The organism is Pseudonocardia sp. Cha107L01, assembly GCF_052566575.1.
Genome location: NZ_CP199579.1, coordinates 4,665,309 through 4,683,009, shown reverse-complemented (window position 1 = coordinate 4,683,009; position 17,701 = coordinate 4,665,309). Strand labels below are relative to the sequence as shown.

Sequence of the window (17,701 nt, the reverse complement as noted above, 5' to 3'; positions counted from 1 at the left end):
CGGTCCGGCACTAGTCGGCGCGCTCAGGCGAGCCGGCGCGGCCCGCTGTCCTGCCAGTTGGGCGGCGGGCCGAGCACGATCCGGGCGGCGGTGACCGAGGCCGTCTCGGCCGAGGCCAGCACCGGACCCAGCCGCAGCGACCGCACCTCCGGCAGGTCCTCGGCCAGGCAGCTCACCCGCAGCGCCAGATCCTCCAGTGCGGCCAGGTCGACCGGCGTCGCACCGCCGTAGCCGGACAGCAGCGGGGCCGCCCTCGGCGCCCGGATCAGCCGGGCGGCATCCGCCGTGGACAGCGGGATGACCCGCAGTGCCCGGTCGCCGAGCAGCTCGGTGGCGATACCGGACAGGCCGAAGGAGAGCAGCGAGCCGAACGACGGGTCGTCCAGCACCTCCAACACGCAGGACAGCCCCTTCGGCGCCATCCGCTGCACGTAGAGCTCGGCCCGGTCGGTCACCTGGGCCAGGTCGCGGTAGGCGTCGGCGACCGCGTCCGGGGAGCCCAGGTCGAGCCGGATGCCGATCAGCTCGGGCCCCTGCCAGCGCTCGCCCACCCCCTTGATCGCGACCGGGTAGCCCAACTCCTCGGCGGCCGCCCGCGCCGAGTCGAGCGAGTCGACCAGCCGGAACGGGGTGACCTCGATCCCGTAACAGGCCAGCAGCGCGGTGGCGTCCGGGTCAGCCAGCGGGATCGACGCGGCGGCGGCACCGAGCCGTTCGTGCACCAGCGCCCGAGCGTCCTCCCGCCGGATGCCGTCCGGGCGGACGAACTCCCCCGCCGGCGCATCCCGCCAGCGGGCGTAGCGCAGGACCCGCGCGAGCGCGGCGACCGCCCGCTCCGGGCTGGGGTAACTCGGCACCGACCCGCGTCCCGGCTGGCCGTCCGGACCCAGCACCGCCAGCTCCGCCGGCACGCCCTCGACCGCGAGGAACGTGCTCAGTACCGGCTTGCCGGCCCCGTCGGCGGCGGCCCGCAACGCGCGGGCGTACTCCAGCCCCGGCGTGGCCACCGGCGGGACGAACACCGCGATCAGGGCGTCGGTGTCGGACGAGTGCGCGGCGGCGGAGACGGCCTCGGCGAACTGCTCGGGGGTGGCCGCGGTGCCGACGTCCACCGGGGGGCCGGCCGGGTACAGGCCCTCGTCGAGCAGGGCGTCGGTGACCAGCAGCCCGAGCGCGCTGGAGTTGCCCACCACACTCACCCGGGGGCCGGCCGGCAGCGGCTGGTAGGCCAGCAGCTGCGCGGTGTCGAAGAGCTGGGGCAGGGTCTGCACCCTGATCACCCCGGCCTGCTCGAACAGCGCCTGCACGCTCGCGTCGTCGACCGGCTCGCCGTTGGTGCCGAAGGACGGCAGCTGCGCAGCGAACCGCCCGCTCTTGACCGCCACCACCGGCTTGGTCCGGGCCACCCGCCGGGCCAGCCGGGCGAACTTGCGCGGGTTGCCGAACGTCTCCAGGTAGAGCAGCACCACCTCGGTGGCCGGATCGGTCTGCCAGTACTGCAGCAGGTCGTTGCCGGACAGGTCGGCGCGGTTGCCGGCGGAGACGAAGGTGGACAGCCCCAGGCCCCGGTCGCGCAGCCCAGCCAGGATGGCGATGCCGAGCGCCCCGGACTGGCAGAAGAACCCGACCCGGCCCCGGCCGGGCAGCTCTGGTGCGAGTGTGGCGTTGAGCGAGTACTCCGGCGCGGTGTTGATCACGCCGAGCGCGTTCGGGCCGATCACCCGCATGCCGTGCGCCCTGGCCTGCTCGACGAGCCGTCGCTGTGCGGCCACCCCCGGCGGCCCGGCGTCGGCGAAGCCGGAGCTGAGCACCACCAGGCACTTCACGCCCTTGGCCAGGCAGGAGTCCATCACGCTGTCGACGCCGGCGGCCGGGATCGCGATCACCGCGAGGTCCACCTCGTCCGGGATCTCGGTGACCGAGCGGTACGCGCGCACTCCGCGCACCGACCGTGCCGACGGGTTCACCGGGAACACCGGGCCGCTGAAGTTGCCCCGCAGCAGGTTGGCCAGCACCGCATGGCCGATCTTCGCGGGGTCGTTGGACGCACCGATCACCGCGATCGACCTGGGGTGCAGTGCGTTGTGCACACCGCGAGCCTCGGCGGCCTGCTCCCGGGCGTCCCGCACGGCCAGCGACCGTTCCGTCGGGTCGACGTCGAACTCGAGGTGCAGCACTCCTTCGGCGTACTCGCGGCTGACCTGGTAGCCGGCGTCGCGGAACACCCGCACCATCTGGGTGTTCTCCGCCAGCACCTCTGCCTCGAAGCGTCGCAGTCCGCTCTCCCGGGCCGCCGCCGCCAGATGCTCGAGCAGGATCGAGCCCAACCCCCGGCCCTGGTGGTCGTCCCGGACCACGAACGCGACCTCGGCCGACAGGCTGTCGTCGAGTCGCACGTAGCGCCCGACCGCGACGATCTCGCTGCCGAGCAGACCGACGAAGGCGACCTGGTCGTGGTGGTCGACGACGGTGAACCGGACCAGGTCGCGCGGTGGTATCCGCGGGTACGCCCCGAAGTAGCGCAGGTAGCGGGTGCGCGGGGAGAGCTGGGCATGGAACTCGACGAGTGCGTCGGCGTCGGTGGGGCGGATCGGGCGCAGGTGCACCACTCCACCGTCGGAGGCGACCACGTCGGCCTCCCGGTGCCGGGGGTAGCCGCTGTCCTCCGGGCCGGGTGCCGCGGTGACCGGCCCGGCGGGCTCCGGCTCGGGCGCCGTGTGCTGCCCCGCCCCGTAGCCGCGTTCGGCACCGGACATCCGTCAGTCCCGGGGATCGTCGGGGTCGAGCCCGTGCAGCGGGAAGACCGCGCGCCTGGTCTCCCGTACCGCGTCGTCCACCGGGTCGCCGCCGGTGCCCCAGGGCTGGTGGTCCACCGGCGCGTTCTCGCCCATCGTGGTCGGCAGCGGGCGACCGGTGAGCCCGGCGGTATGCGCCACCCAGTCGGCGGGGATACCGCGGTCGGCGTCCACGTCCCGGTCCAGCACGGTGGCGATCAGGTGCGTCCAGGACCGGGGCACCACCCGGAACAGGCAGTACCCGCCGCCGCCAAGGGCCAGCCACTTGCCACCGGCGGTGGCATCGGCCAGCCGGCGCAGCTCCTGGTAGATCGCCCGGTGGCCGTCGACCGTGAGGCTCAGCTCGGCCAGCGGGTCCTCGTGGTGGGTGTCCACGCCGCACTGGGTGACCAGCAGCGACGGGCGGAACTCGGCGAGCAGCGAGGGAACCACCGCGCGGAAGGCGCGCAACCAGGAACCGTCGCGGGTGCCCGGTGGCAGCGCCAGGTTGACCGAGGTGCCCTCGGCCGCGCCGGCACCCACCTCGCGGGGCCACCCGGTGCCCGGCCACAGCGTCATCGGGTGCTGGTGGACCGAGATGGTGAGCACCCTGGGGTCGTCCTGGAAGGCCGCCTGCACGCCGTCGCCGTGGTGCACGTCGACGTCCACGTAGGCGATCCGGTCGAAGCCGTGGTCCAGCAGCCAGGAGATGGCCACCGCGCAGTCGTTGTAGACGCAGAAGCCGGACGCTGACGCCGCCATCGCGTGGTGCAGCCCGCCGGCGATGTTCACCGCGCGGTCGACCCGCCCGTCGGCGATCTGCTTGGCGGCCAGCAGCGACCCCCCGCACACCAACGCGCTGGCCTCGTGCATGCCGAAGAAGATCGGGTTGTCCGGCGTGCCGAGACCGTGGCCGACGTCGAACGGCGCCTCCGGCGCGGTCTTCACCGCGGCCAGGTAGGACGGCCGGTGGATCCGCTCGATCTCCTCGTCGGGCGCCGGCTCGGGGGTGAGGATGTCGATGCCCTCGAGCACACCGAGCCCGGTGGCCAGTCGCATGGTCAGGTCCAGCCGGATCGGGTCCAGCGGGTGGGTCTCGCTGAGCCGGTAACCGAGGTAGCGCGGGGTCCAGACGACGGCGGGCGAGGTGCTCATGAGTACGAACCGTAGGCGTTCACGACGACTCCGGCTCGGCGCCGACCGCGATCGGGCGGCCCGGGTCGGCGCTCCAGTTCGACCAGCTCCCGACGTACAGCGCGGCTGGGTGCTCGGGCGACCGCAGCCCGGAGTGCTCCAGGGCGAGCAGCACGGAGGTCGCGGTGACCCCGGAACCGCAGTACGCGCCCACCGTCGAGGCGTCGGCGACCCCGAGACCGCGGTAGTGCTCGGCGAGGTCGGCGGGGGCGCGCCAACGGCCGTCCGGGCCCAGGTGCTCGGCGAACGGGGCGTTGCGCGCGCCGGGGACGTGCCCGGCGCGCGGATCGATCGGCTCCGTCTCACCCCGGTACCGGGCCGGCGCGCGGGCGTCCAGCAACAGACCGCGACGGGCGGTGTCGGCGGCGCCGTCGGCGTCCAGCACCGGCATCGAGCCAGGCCGGGGCGTCAGCACGGCGCGAGCCGGAGTGGGCACGTCGGCGCTCACCGGCAGACCTTCGGCGACCCAGCCGGCGTAGCCGCCGTCGAGCACCCGTACCCGGTCGGCCGCCAACCCGAGCCAGCGCAGCAGCCACCAGGCGCGCCCTGCCACCGAACCGTCCACGTCGTCGTAGCAGACCACGACCGACCGGTCGCCGACTCCGGCCGAGGACAGGTCGCCGGCCAACCGCGCCGGATCGGGCAACGGATGCCGACCGGCGGTGCCCGGCGGACCGGCCAACACGGTGTTCATATCAACGAACACGGCACCGGGCAGATGGCCGGCGCGGTAGTCGGCCAGAGCCGGTGGGCCACCGATGCGGTACCGCACATCGAGCACCACCGGACTCTCCGTACCGGACTCGGTCATCAACTGCGCCAGGTCCGCTGGCGAGATCAGGGGCGACACGCCGTGCATCCTGCTCCTACCTCACTCCGGCGACCGGTTAACCCGGAAGGGTCGGCCGAATCCGTACCGCCCCGGAACGGATACCATTGGTGGTGAAAGAAGGGGCGGCAGCTGTGAACGATCTCATTGACACTACCGAGATGTACCTCCGCACCATCTACGAGTTGGAAGAGGAGGGCATCGTCCCGCTGCGGGCGCGCATTGCCGAACGACTCGCGCAGAGCGGCCCCACGGTGAGCCAGACCGTCGCCCGGATGTCTCGGGACGGACTTGTGATCGTCGCCGGGGACCGCCACCTCGAGCTCACTCAGGCCGGCCGGTCCCGGGCGGTGTCGGTGATGCGCAAGCACCGCCTCGCCGAGCGGCTGCTGACCGACGTGATCGGCCTGGAGTGGGAGCACGTGCACGCCGAGGCGTGCCGCTGGGAACACGTGATGAGCGATGCCGTGGAACGCAAGCTGGTACGGCTGCTCGGCGACCCGACGGTTTCGCCCTACGGAAACCCGATCCCCGGCCTCGACGAGCTCAGCTCGTCCGTTCCCGAGGCGGAGCGCGGACCGACCGCGATCCCGACCCTGGAACTGGGCCTGCAGCGGCTCGACGAGTTCGCCCGCCGCGGTGGCGGCACTGTGGAGGTCCGCAGGATCGCGGAGCACGTACAAGCCGACTCCGACCTGATGACCGAGCTCAAGGGCGCCGGGATCGTGCCCGGTCAGGACGTCGAGGTCAGCGCGATCCCGCGGTTCGGCGACGCGGTTCCGGTGAACTCCGAGGGCGAGCAGGCCAGGGTGCAGCCGCTGCTGGCGCACGCGGTGTTGGTGCGCGCTCGCTGAGGCCGCGCTCCGGGCCGGCCAGGGACGAGTAGTCCCGTGCCGGTCCGTTGGAGTGCCCCCGCCCGGGCATGAGACGCTGCGCCAGGGGCGGATCCGATCGGCGAGGGGAACAGCGTGCGAGTTCTGGTGACCGGCGGGGCCGGCTACCTCGGCAGTGTGTGCGCGGCGCACCTGGTCGAGGCCGGACACGACGTGGTGGTGCTGGACGACCTGTCCACCGGCCACCGCGACGCCGTCCCGGACGGTTGCCGGTTCGTCGAGGGCGACGTGGCCGATGCGGCCGAGCCCATCCTCGCCGAGGGAATGGACGGCGTACTCCACCTGGCGGCGAAATCGCTGGTGGGCGAGTCGATGGAGCACCCGGAGCTGTACTGGCAGGGCAACGTGGTGACCACGTTCCGACTGCTCGAGGCCATCCGCGCGCACGGCACCCCGCGCCTGGTGTTCTCCTCCACCGCCGCCACCTACGGCGAGCCGGAACAGGTGCCGGTCACCGAGGACACCGCGACCCGCCCGACGAACACCTACGGCGCCACCAAGCTCGCGATCGACCACGCGATCACCTCCTACGCCGGCGCCCACGGGCTGGCCGGGGTCAGCCTGCGCTACTTCAACGTGGCCGGTGCGCACGACCGGTTCGGCGAGCGGCACGCCGTGGAGACGCACCTGATCCCGATCGTGCTGCAGGTGGCCACCGGGCGCCGGGCATCGGTGCAGATCTACGGCGAGGACTGGCCGACACCGGACGGCACCTGCGTCCGGGACTACATCCACGTCGACGATCTGGCCGAGGCACACCTGCTGGCTCTCGAGCACGCCGTCCCGAAGCAGCACCGGATCTACAACCTCGGCAGCGGCACCGGCTTCTCGGTGCGCGAGGTGATCGACGCCTGCCGCGCGGTGACCGGCCACCCGCTGCCCACCCAGGTTGCCCCGAGGCGACCCGGCGACCCGGCGGTGCTGATCGCCTCCAGCGAGCGGGCCCGCGACGAACTCGGCTGGCGGCCCACCCGCACCGACCTGAACCGGATCGTCACCGACGCCTGGCGGTTCACCCAGCGCTACCTGACCCCGGACGCCGGCTGACCCACCGGACCGCCGGCTCACCACTGCTCCGCCCGGCGCTCCAACAGCTCGGTGGCACGCTGGCTGCCCTCGACGAACCAGTCGCGCAGCCGGTCCGGGCCGATGCCGGCCTCCAGCGCGGACCGGATCATCGCGCTGAGCCGGTGCCCGGGCCAGATCTCCTGCGCGCGGGCCAGCGCGATGCCGGCCAGTGCCCCGTCCCCCCGCATCAGCGCACTGTGCGCGAGCAGCACCGCTGCCTCCGCCGACTCCGGGGCCGGCGCCTCGGTCACCAGGGTGCTCCACAGCCGCTCGGCGCCGGCCGCCCGGGAGTCGAAGGCGAAGCCGAACGCGGCATCCCGGACCAGCGGGTCACTCAGCGCCAGACACAGGTCCACCACGTCCTCGTCGGACAACCGCGGCCCGTCGCCCGATGCCAGGTCGATCCAGCGCTCCAACGCGAGAACCACCTCGGGGCCGCTCGGCGGGATCGGCTCACCGGCCTCGCAGAGCTCGTCGAGACGCCGGTTCAGCAGGGCCGAGCGACGCCGTAGGACCGGCCTCGGGGCCGGCGCGACCACCTGTTCCAACTCGGCCCGGTCCGCGTAGGTCACCTGGCCGGCGGCCACCGCGGCGGCGGCGGCCGGCGAGCAGGTGGGATCCGGCAGGGCACCCACGCACCCGCACTCCCCGTAACAACGCCACGGGGTGCCGGCCGCGACCTCGGCCACCCAGATCGCCGCGCGGGTGAGAACGCCGGCGTTCGTGCAGGCCTCGACCACCGCGGCCACCACCTCGGCGCGGGGTGGGTCGACGTGGCGACCGGCCCTCGGCGCCCGGGGCACCGGCACCGGGGCACCACCACCGACCACGACGAGCAGCAGTTCGTCGCACCGCTGGGCCCGCACCGCGCCGGCCAGCTCGCGGGCCAGGTCGGCGACCGCCCTCGGCGGCGGCAGGTCGACCCGCAGGGTGAACTCGACGCCCGGCTGGCCGGCGGTCCTGGTGCTCACCAGCACCAACGAGTCAGCGGGGTGGAAGCCGAGCAGGTAGGGAACGGCGGCCACCAGGTCGGCCGGCGTACGCAACCCCAGCGCGGTCTCGTGGTCGGTGGGCTGGCTGGCATCGAAACTCATCTGCCCAGCGTGCGCCGCGAGGCCGGCGCCGGGCGGCTCGGCGGGGCTGGCTGTGGACAACTCGAGCTGAAGCCGCCAACTGTGGATGAACCGCGCCGCCGCGCACGGAACTGTCCGCCCGTCGCGGTATCGCCGCGCCGCGGCCCGGGTATGGCCGCGCCGCGGCCCGGACGCAGGGACGCAGGGCGCTAGCGTCGAGCGGACCGCCGGGGTGACCGGGGTGACCGGGTCTCCCGGCCGACCAGCACCAGCTGCAGATGGCAGGACAGCCGCTCCGTCGGGTCGTCCAGCTCGATCCGCGACACCGCGCGGGCGCGACGCAACCGGTGCCGCAGCGTGTTCGGGTGCACGTGCAGGGTGGCCGCCGCCGACCGGACGTCGCCGAGCGCGTCCAGGTAGGCCAGCAGCGAGGTGACCAGCTCGCCACCGCGCTGTTCGTCGTGCTCGACCAGCGCCGCGACACCGGGATGGCGCAGCTCGGGGTGCTCCCCCAGCACCCCGTGCACCTCGCCGAGCAGCATCTCCGCACGCAGCTCGGAGATCGTGGCCACCGCCGGCCCGGATACCCGCGAACCGCGCACCGAGGGCGGCCTGGACAGCGCGTCGAGCACCCGGTCGGCCTCGGCGCGGGCGTCCGGCAGGTCGGCCAGCGTGGTCACCGGCGAACCCACACCGGCCCGCCACGGTTGGCCGGTGCGGTCCCGCGCCACGGCCGCGGCGTCGCGCACCCAGGACATCAGCGCCGGTTCGATACGGCCCCGGGGCACCCCGGAGAGCACCGCGTAGACCCGGTCTGAGACCACGCCGACCAGCGCCGACCGGTGGTAGGCGGTGGCGTAGACCGAGACCACCCCGCGCACCTGGTCGGCATGCAGCGCCCGGGCCGGCGCATCCAGCTCGACCGACCCGCCGAAGCCGACCACCAGTACGGCGGCCGCCGGGTCCAGTCCCAGCCGCCCTGCCACCAGGTCGGTGTTGGCGGGGCCGGTGAGCAGCTCGGTCAGCTGCGTCCCGCTCGACACCGGCCCGGCCCCGGTGCGGCGGCGCAGTATCTCGGCGGCGGCGAGGCGGGCCGCGCCGACCAGTGCCTCCTCGGCGCGCTCGGCGAACGGCACGACCGCCGGGGAGAACCGCTGCTGGACCCAGATGGTGCCCAGATAGCGCTGTCCCGCCCGGATGCCGACCGCCAGCCGGGCCCGGACGCCCAGCTCGGGGCGGGCGTCGACCCGGACGACCCGCTCACCGTCGCGCAACCGGTCCAGCACGCCCCAGTCGCGCAGCATCTTCATGTACGTCTCCGGGCCCTGCCAGCCCAGGATGGACAGCCTGCGCAGCTCGTCCACCGCGTCGTCGGAGCGGGAGTAGGCCAGCACCCGGTTCCCGTGGTCCTCGATGTCCACGATCCCGCCGGTGACCAGCGCGGTCGCCTCGGCCAGCGCGAACAGGTCGTCCCCCGGGGTGCCCGAGGCGTCCGGGGACCGGTCGGCGACCAGCTCCGCCGCGTCCAGCCGTTCCCGCAGCAGCGCGCCCAGCTGGTCCCACCGGACCTGTGGGCGGACCGCGAGCAGCGCCACCCCGGCCTCCGCCGCGGCCCCCACCAGCTCGCCCACCGACCCGGACGGGCCCGGTTTGACCGCCACCGCGACCGCACCGCTGCGCGCCGCCGCCCGCAGGAACGGCAGCGACGCCCGGCCGCGCACCCCGATCACCAGCACCAGCTGGTCGTGGTGGTCACCGAGCTCGTCGTCCGGGTCCAGGATGGCCACCCCGACCACCGACGGGTGCCCGCCGGCGGGCACCACCGGCAGCTCGACGAGGGCGCCCTCGATCCCCTCCAGCAGCTGGTCCAACGGGGTTCCGCGCATGACGGCACCTTCTGCCACTCCGCCCCCGTCACTCCAACCACAATATTGTCCGATGGGACAAGATTGTGATCCCGACTATAGCCAGTTGGCCAGATGCCGGTAGGTCTCGCGGGGCTACCGTTTCCAGCATCAACCGCACCCGGGAGGTGTACCGACGTGGACTCGATCGCCACGACCCCGACGCCCCGCAACGAGCCGGTGCACGACTACGCCCCCGGCTCGACCGAGCGGGCCAGCCTGACCGCGCGGCTCGCTGAGCTGGCCGGACAGCGCCACGAGCTCACCCAGACCATCGACGGCGAGCAGCGGCTCGGCGGCGGCGCCGCCGTCGACGTGGTGGCCCCGCACCGGCACGCGCACGTGCTCGGCACCTTCGGCACCGCCACCGCCGACGACGCGAAGGCCGCCACCGAGGCGGCGCTGCGGGCCGCCGCGCCGTGGCGGGAGCTGCCCTTCGAGGCCAGGGCCTCGGTGCTGCTGCGCGCCGCCGACCTGCTCGCCGGGCCGTGGCGCGACACCCTCAACGCGGCCACCATGCTCGGCCAGTCCAAGACGGCGATCCAGGCCGAGGTCGACTCCGCGTGCGAGCTGGCCGACTTCTGGCGGTTCAACGTGCACTTCGCCCGGCGCATCCTGGCCGAGCAGCCGGAGTCCTCCCCCGGCGTGTGGAACCGGATGGACCACCGCCCGCTGGAGGGCTTCGTCTACGCGATCACCCCGTTCAACTTCACCGCCATCGCCGGCAACCTGCCGACCGCGCCGGCGCTGATGGGCAACACGGTGATCTGGAAGCCGTCGCCGACCCAGACCCTGTCCGCGTGGTACACCATGCGACTGCTGGAGCAGGCCGGCATGCCGCCAGGCGTGATCAACATGGTGACCGGGGACGGCCGGGCGCTGTCGGAGGTGCTGCTCGCCGACGAGCACTTGGCCGGCATCCACTTCACCGGTTCCACCGCCACCTTCCAGCACCTGTGGGGCCAGGTCGGCGCGCACATCGGGCAGTACCGGGGCTACCCCAGGCTGGTCGGCGAGACCGGCGGCAAGGACTTCGTGGTGGCGCACCCGTCGGCCGAGATCGACGTACTGCGTACCGCGCTGGTCCGGGGCGCCTACGAATACTCCGGGCAGAAGTGCTCGGCGGCCTCCCGGGCCTTCGTGCCCCGTTCCGTGTGGCGGCGGCTGCGCGACGACCTGGTCGACGAGGTGGCCTCGCTGCGGGTGGGTGACGTGGCCGACCTGGGCAACTTCACCGGCGCGGTGATCGACAAGCGGGCCTTCGACCGCCTGGGCGGCGCGCTCGAGCGGGCGGCGGCCGACCCGAGCCTCGAGGTACTGGCCGGCGGCGGCGCTGACGACTCCGAGGGCTACTTCGTGCAGCCCACCCTGGTGCAGGGCACCGACCCGGAGCACGACGTGTTCCGCACCGAGTACTTCGGCCCGCTGCTCGCGGTGCACGTCTACGACGACAGCGACGCCACCGCGTTCGAGCGGGTACTGGGCACCGTGGACCGGGGCTCCGCGTACGGGCTGACCGGCGCGGTCATCGGCACCGACCGGGCCGCGATCACCAAGGCGAGCGAGGCGTTGCGGTTCACCGCCGGCAACTTCTACATCAACGACCGGCCCACCGGCGCGGTGGTCGGCCAGCAGCCGTTCGGCGGCGCGCGCGGCTCGGGCACCAACGACAAGGCCGGCTCGATCTTCAACCTGCTGCGTTGGACCAGCCCGCGCTCGATCAAGGAGAACCTCAACCCGCCGGTGTCCTCCGGCTACCCGCACCAGGGGTGAGTGACATGCTTCGATCGGCACTGCTCTCCGCGGCCCGCTCACCGGTGCTGCGCTCGGCCGCCGAGCACTCCGCCCTGGCCCGGCCGCTGGTCGACCGGTTCGTCGCCGGTGCCGACCTGGACGCGGCGCTGACCTCGGTCCGGACGCTGGTCGGCGACCGGCTCGTGTCGGTGGACCACCTCGGCGAGAACACCGAGGACCCCGGCCAGGCCGCCGCCACCACCGAGGCGTACCTGGGGCTGCTCGACCGGCTCGGCGCCGAGGGCCTTGCCGCCCGGGTCGAGGTCTCGGTCAAGCTCTCCGCGCTCGGGCAGGCGCTGCCGGGCGGTCCGACGTTGGCCACCGACAACGCGGCCCGGATCTGTGCCCGGGCGGCCGCGGTGGGCACCACGGTGACGGTGGACATGGAGGACCACACCACCACCGACGCCACCCTGGAGACGGTCCGCGCACTGCGCCGGGACTGGCCCGGCACCGGCGCCGTCCTGCAGGCCTACCTGCGCCGTACCGAGGCGGACTGCGCGTCGCTGGCCGGGCCGGGCTCGCGGGTGCGATTGTGCAAGGGCGCCTACGACGAGCCGGCCTCGGTGGCGTTCCGGGAGCGCGCCGAGGTGGACGAGTCCTACCGGCGGTGCCTGCGTGTGCTGATGGGCGGGCAGGGCTACCCGATGGTGGCCACCCACGACCCGGCGCTGATCAGCTACGCCGACGAGCTCGCCGACAGCACCGGGCGGGACGCGACCGGGTTCGAGTTCCAGATGCTCTACGGGGTCCGCCCGGAGGCGCAGCGCGAGCTGGCCGCCCGGGGCCGCCAGGTGCGGGTGTACCTGCCGTACGGCTCTGCCTGGTTCCCGTACTTCATGCGGCGGCTCGGCGAACGCCCGGCCAACATGATGTTCTTCCTCCGCTCGGTCACCAGCCGCCACTGACCGGGCGCCGACCGGCTTACTCGACCGGCGCGGTGCCGCCGCGCTGGTCGACGAGCTGTTCCAGGCCGTCGAACAGCCGGCGCAGCCCGAACTCGCGGCCGTTGTCCGCCGAGCCCCCCAGCGAACCCTCGGCGGACAACACCTGGGTGAGCGCCGGGTAGCGCTCCCGGTGCGCGGCGAGCAGCTGGCGCGTGACCCGTTTGTCGTCCGTCCAGGGCTGGGTGCCCGCGGTGGACAGGGACTGGGTGGTGCGGATGTGCCCGAACAGCACGAACACCGCGTCCAGCCGCTCGGTGCCGTCCAACGGCGTGCCGTCCAGCGCGCTGACCGCGCTCTCCACCCAGCCCAGCTCGCGCGGCCCCATCACCCGGTCACCGACGGTCGCCCAGGGCAACCAGGGATGCAGCCGCCACGTCTCGACCAGCAGCGAGACGAACTCCTCCAACCGCGCGCGCCAGCCACCCGGCACGCCGCTCAGATCAGGCGGCTCGCCGACGGCGGCCTCGATCATGATGGCCGCCAGGTCGGACTTGCCGGCCACGTAGCGGTACAGCGCCATCTTGGTGACGCCCAGCGCGGCGGCGATGCGCTGCATGGACAGGGCGTCCAGTCCGTCGGCGTCCGCGATCCGCATCGCCGCCAGGGCGATCTGCTCGACGGTGAGCCCTGGCCGCGGTCCCCGGCGGGGCGGCTCGCGCAACCCCCACAACAGGGCGACTGTGCCCTGGTCCGCATCGATCTCGCCGGTACCCGCCTGGACCATCCGCCGTCACATCCCAGATTTCGTCAGAGCAGCTTCTTCAGAGCAGTGTCGCCGCGGCAGTTTCGCCGTTGTCAGAGCCGAAAAACTGTGTCTATCATACACAGTGTCCCTGAGACACAGTTCAGGAACGCTTCTCCGGGCATGTCGATTCCAGGCTCCACCACTCGACGTGACAGCAACGGACCAACTCAACGGAGGACACCATGACCGCCGCCACCTCATCCCCCGGGACCACCCGCTCGGCCGCCGCCCAGCGCCGGATCGCGCGGGGCACCGCCGTTGTCGGTGCCATGGCGCTCAACGCCGTGCTCTGGGGCATCGCCAGCCTGCTGGGCGCGGATTTTGTACTCACCGACTCGACGGGCACCGGCGTGGTGACCTTGCCGGTCGCGGTGATCTTCACGGCGATCTTCGGGCTGCTCGGCTGGGGCACGCTGGCGCTGCTGGAGCGCTTCACCGGCCGGGCCGTCGCCATCTGGACCGGCCTGGCCGTGGCGGTGGCCCTGCTGTCCATCGTGCCGATCTTCCTCGAGGGCGCCAGCACCGCGACCCGGGTCGCGCTGACCGTGCTGCACCTCGCGGTCGCCGCGGTCCTGGTCCCGGCGTTCCGCCGGACCCGGACCGCCCGCTGAACAGTGCCCGTCGGGCCGAGGGCGGTGCTGACCGGATGGTGACCGGCGCCGAGGTCCCGGCCGGTGCCGTCGGTCCTAGCAGTGCCGGCCTGACCAGGCCGGCACTGCCAGACTAGGTCGGCCCGGGCCGACCTAGCCGACGCCCAGCTCGGCCAGCCGCGCCCGGTAGCGCTCCACGTTGGCGGCCTTGACGCCTTCGTAGCCGCGCACCAGGTCGGCGGCCTCGGCGGCGGCTACCGCGGTGTCGTAGTTCCCGGCGGTCAGCGCCCCGGTCAGCCGGGTGATCATCGCGGTGTACGAGTCCCGCAGCTCCCGCTCCAACCGGCGCACCTCGGTACGGCCGAACGGGTCCAGCGGGGTTCCGCGCAGCCGTTTGCCCCGCGCCAACCCGCGCAGCACCGGGCGCAGCCACGGCCCGAACGCGATCTTCTTGTCCCGGCCCATGGCGCGCAGCACCGGCGGGTGCAGCCGGTAGCGCAGCTTCGTCCCACCCGGCACCTCGGCGGCCAACCGCCGCTCGAACTCCGGATCGGTGAGCAGCCGGGCCACCTCGTACTCGTCCTTGTAGGCGGTCAGCCGGTGCAGCCCCCGCGCCACCGCCTCGCTGTAGGCCGTACCCTCCCCCGGCAGGGACAGGGCCCGCTCGGCGCGCCAGGCGGCCCGGACCACACCCAGGTAGCGGCGCGCGGTCGCCACGCTCTGGAAGCCGACCAGCTGCGCGGCCCGGACGGCGGCCAGCCGGCGGGTCTCCCCGGCCAGCTCGCCCAGGTCCAGCCCGGCCGGCAGCTCGGGTGGCCCGGCCGGGGCGGCTGGCGTGTCACCGACCCCGGAGGCTGAGCCGGAACCTTCCGAGCCGGTCCCTTCGGTGGCGGTCGCCGAGGCGAATGCCGACGGGTCGGCGACCGCGACCCGCCCCCACCGGAACGCGGCGGTGTTGGCGGCCACCGCGACTCCGTTCAGCTCGATCGACCACTCGATCGCGGCCGCCGAGAACGGCAGCGCGCCGCTCTGGTAAGCGGCTCCGACCAGCAGGAACGTCGCCGGCATCGAGTCGCCGAAGAGTGCCAGCGCGGCGGCCGAGGCGTCCAGCGACACCAGCTCGCGCACGCTGCCGGCGATGCGGCCGAGCAGGGTGTCGCCGCCGGGCGCCAGCACCGAGGCGTCCCGCACCATGGCGCCGGTGGGCACCTCGGTGGTGGAGACGACGGCGGTGGTCGTCTCCGGGCTGGTGTAGGAGAGGTTCTTCGCGTCGGCGCCGACGAGAGCGTCGAACGCCAGGTAGCAGTGCGCCCGCCCGGACCCGACCCGGTTCGCCGGGGCCAGCTCGGCGGCGTCGGCGGCCACCCGCAGGTGGGAGGTCACCGGGCCGGCCTTCTGCGACATCCCCGTCTGGTCCACCCCGTGCACGGCCAGCCCGTCCCGCACGGCGGCGCTGCCCAGCACCTGGTTCACCGTGACGATGCCGGTGCCCCCGATGCCGGCCAGGAACACGTCCACCGTGCCGACCCGGGACAGCTGCGCCGCCCGCCCGGTCACCTCGGGCACCTCGGGGGGCTCCGGGCGGCTGCGCGGTGCGCGGCGGGGGGTGGGTGGCCGCCCGGACGGGACCTGCACCGTGACGAACGACGGGCAGTCGCCGCGCAGGCAGCTGTAGTCGGTGTTGCACGACGTCTGGTCGATCCGGGTCTTGCGGCCGTACTCGGTGTCCACCGGCTGCACGGACAGGCAGTTGCTCTTGACCCCGCAGTCGCCGCAGCCCTCGCAGACCGCCTCGTTGATCACCACTCTGGTCGGCCGGATCGGGATGGTACCCCGCTTGCGCAGCCGGCGGGACTCGGCGGCGCAGCGCTGGTCGTAGATCAACACGGACACCCCGGACACCGCCGCCAGCTCGCGTTGCGCCTCGTCCAGCCGGTCCCGGTGCCACAGCTGGGTGCCGGCGGCGAGCGGCTCCATCGCCTTGTACCGCTCCGGCTCGTCCGCGCACACGATGATCTTGACGACGCCCTCGGCGGCCAACTTGCGGGTCAGCGCGGGTACCTCGAGGCCGCCCTCGGCGTCCTGCCCGCCGGTCATCGCGACGGCCCGGTTGTAGAGGATCTTGTAGGTGATCGACACCCCGGCGGCGATACAGGCCTGCACGGCCAGCTGGCCGGAGTGCGCGAAGGTGCCGTCGCCGATGTTCTGGAACATGTGCGGCGGGCCAGCTGAGCCGTCCAGCAGCGCGGACTGGCCGATCCACTGGGCGCCCTCACCGCCCATCTGGGTCAGCGAGCTCACCTCGGTGCCCGGTCGGCCGGCCAACGCCACCATCGCGTGGCAGCCGATGCCGCCGCCGGCCACCGAGCCCTCCGGCAGCAGGGTGGAGCGGCTGTGCGGGCAGCCCGAGCAGAAGTACGGCGTGCGGCTCACCGGCAGCAGCTCGAGCATCGGGCGGGATGCCAGGTCCGGTGGTGCCAGCCGCTCGGCGACCTCGGGGCGGACCCGCAGCACCCGGCGCAGCGGACCGGCCAACGCGCCGGCGGTGATCTCGCCGGCCACCGGCACCAGTGGGGCGCCGGCCGCGTCCGCCGAGCCGATCACCTCGGGTGCGCCCGGTAGCCGGTACAGCGCGTCCCGGATCGCCGCCTCGACGAACGGCGTCTTCTCCTCGACCACCAGCACCGTGTCCAGGCCTTCGGCGAAGCGCCGCACCAGGTCCCGCTGGATGGGGTGGATCATGCCGAGGCGCAGCAGCCGGATACCGGAACGGCGCAGCGCGTCGTCGTCCAGCCCGAGGTCGCGCAGCGCCTGGCGGACGTCCTGGAACGCCTTGCCGGCGGCGACGATGCCCAACCAGGCATCCGGGGTGTCCACCTCGACGGTGTTGACCGGGTTGGCCGCCAGGAACTCGTGCAGCATCGCCCAGCGGGGGCCGTAGAGCTGCTCCTCGGCGTGCATCGACGCGGGTGGCAGCAGCATCGGGACCTGCACGTAGCGCCACGGCCGGCCCTCCCACTCCAGCTCGGGCACCGTGATCGGCACGTCGGACACCGAGCCGTCCACCGTCCACACACCGTCCGCCACGTCGGCCACGATCTTCATGCCGACCCACAGGCCGGAGGCCCGCGACAGTGCCACGCCGTAGCGGCCCAGCCGGACGATCTCCTCCGCGCTGCCCGGGAACAGCACCGGCAGCCCGAAGCCGGCCAGCGCCCGCTCGCTGATGCACGGGATCGTGGAGGACTTGCAGGCCGGGTCGTCGCCGGCGAGCACCAGCACACCGCCGCGCGGGTCGGCGCCGCAGATGTTGCCGTGCCGCATCGGGTCGCCGGCCCGGTCCACCCCGGGCGCCTTGCCGTACCAGAGCCCGACGGCGCCGTCCACGCCGCGGCGCCGGCCGGGCACCGCCACCTGGCTGCCCCAGATCGCCGTCGCGGCCAGCTCCTCGTTCACCGCGGGGACGAACTTCAGCCCGGCCGTTTCGACCAGCTCGGGCGCACTCGTCAGTGCCTTGTCCAGGACACCGAGCGGGCTGCCCTGGTAACCGGAGACGAACGAGGCGGTGTTCAGGCCGGCGCGGGCGTCGGCGGCGTGCTGCTCGACCAACATTCGGCCGATCGCCTGCACGCCGGTGAGCAGCACCGGCCCGGCTCCGGCGCGGTACCGCTGCGCCAGCGAGAACTCCACCGGGGTCGCTGAGCCGGCCGTTTCGGACTGCAGGGTCACCGGGCACTCCTGTGATCGCTCCGCCCGCCGAACGCCCGGCGGGTATGGACCTACTCTGCCCCACACCGGCCGAGCCCGCACCGACAGCGCTTGACGGCTCCGCGATGTCCGACCTAGCTTCCCGGAGGGACGATGAGCGTTCCGGATATCAGAACATGACG

The 17,701-nt window shown here is 73.6% G+C and carries 12 protein-coding genes; 5 read left to right on the top strand and 7 right to left on the bottom strand.

From position 1 onward, the window contains the following. Positions 1-23 precede the first annotated feature (23 nt). From ACTXG6_RS22040 to ACTXG6_RS22030, 3 genes are read right to left on the bottom strand one after another with little or no spacing between them, the layout of a single operon-like run. Positions 24-2,756 carry a bifunctional acetate--CoA ligase family protein/GNAT family N-acetyltransferase gene (locus tag ACTXG6_RS22040; protein ID WP_445189692.1) on the bottom strand — a complete coding sequence of 911 codons (2,733 nt, stop codon included), beginning with the start codon at positions 2,754-2,756 and terminating at the stop codon, positions 24-26. Positions 2,757-2,759: 3 nt separating this feature from the next. Beyond that, entirely contained in the window at positions 2,760-3,929 is a 1,170-nt protein-coding gene (locus ACTXG6_RS22035; protein WP_445189691.1) for an acetoin utilization protein AcuC, read from the bottom strand. A 19-nt stretch (positions 3,930-3,948) separates the two neighbouring features. Beyond that, positions 3,949-4,818 (bottom strand): sulfurtransferase, encoded by an 870-nt coding sequence (locus tag ACTXG6_RS22030; RefSeq protein ID WP_445189690.1) that lies wholly within the window; start codon positions 4,816-4,818, stop codon positions 3,949-3,951. A gap of 113 nt (positions 4,819-4,931) precedes the next feature. Between ACTXG6_RS22030 and ACTXG6_RS22025 the strand changes: the two genes are divergently transcribed. Beyond that, a complete protein-coding gene (locus ACTXG6_RS22025) occupies positions 4,932-5,651 on the top strand; it encodes an iron dependent repressor, metal binding and dimerization domain protein (RefSeq protein ID WP_445189689.1) in 720 nt (239 codons plus the stop codon). Positions 5,652-5,765: 114 nt separating this feature from the next. Next, on the top strand, positions 5,766-6,737 hold the full coding sequence (gene galE / locus ACTXG6_RS22020; RefSeq protein ID WP_445189688.1) for a UDP-glucose 4-epimerase GalE: 972 nt from the start codon (positions 5,766-5,768) through the stop codon (positions 6,735-6,737). A 17-nt stretch (positions 6,738-6,754) separates the two neighbouring features. Here galE and ACTXG6_RS22015 read toward each other — a convergent pair whose 3' ends face one another. Next, positions 6,755-7,852: a DUF4192 domain-containing protein gene (locus ACTXG6_RS22015; protein ID WP_445189687.1), complete on the bottom strand. Its 1,098-nt coding sequence runs from the start codon at positions 7,850-7,852 to the stop codon at positions 6,755-6,757. A 188-nt stretch (positions 7,853-8,040) separates the two neighbouring features. After that, entirely contained in the window at positions 8,041-9,717 is a 1,677-nt protein-coding gene (locus ACTXG6_RS22010) for a PucR family transcriptional regulator (RefSeq protein WP_445189686.1), read from the bottom strand. 156 nt (positions 9,718-9,873) lie between these two features. Here ACTXG6_RS22010 and pruA point away from each other — a divergent pair, with 156 nt between their 5' ends. Then, complete coding sequence (gene pruA, locus ACTXG6_RS22005) at positions 9,874-11,508, top strand: L-glutamate gamma-semialdehyde dehydrogenase (RefSeq protein ID WP_445189685.1); 1,635 nt, start codon at positions 9,874-9,876, stop codon at positions 11,506-11,508. Between the two features lie 5 nt (positions 11,509-11,513). Next, complete coding sequence (locus tag ACTXG6_RS22000; RefSeq protein WP_445189684.1) at positions 11,514-12,437, top strand: proline dehydrogenase family protein; 924 nt, start codon at positions 11,514-11,516, stop codon at positions 12,435-12,437. Positions 12,438-12,453: 16 nt separating this feature from the next. On the opposite strand, the gene ACTXG6_RS21995 is transcribed toward ACTXG6_RS22000, so the two are convergent. Further along, positions 12,454-13,200, bottom strand: a complete 747-nt coding sequence (locus ACTXG6_RS21995; RefSeq protein ID WP_445189683.1) for a TetR/AcrR family transcriptional regulator — start codon at positions 13,198-13,200, stop codon at positions 12,454-12,456. Between the two features lie 203 nt (positions 13,201-13,403). On the opposite strand from ACTXG6_RS21995, the gene ACTXG6_RS21990 reads away from it, so the two are divergent. Continuing rightward, positions 13,404-13,832, top strand: a complete 429-nt coding sequence (locus ACTXG6_RS21990; protein WP_445189682.1) for a DUF6069 family protein — start codon at positions 13,404-13,406, stop codon at positions 13,830-13,832. A gap of 132 nt (positions 13,833-13,964) precedes the next feature. On the opposite strand, the gene ACTXG6_RS21985 is transcribed toward ACTXG6_RS21990, so the two are convergent. Then, complete coding sequence (locus ACTXG6_RS21985) at positions 13,965-17,540, bottom strand: indolepyruvate ferredoxin oxidoreductase family protein (RefSeq protein WP_445189681.1); 3,576 nt, start codon at positions 17,538-17,540, stop codon at positions 13,965-13,967. Positions 17,541-17,701 lie beyond the last annotated feature (161 nt).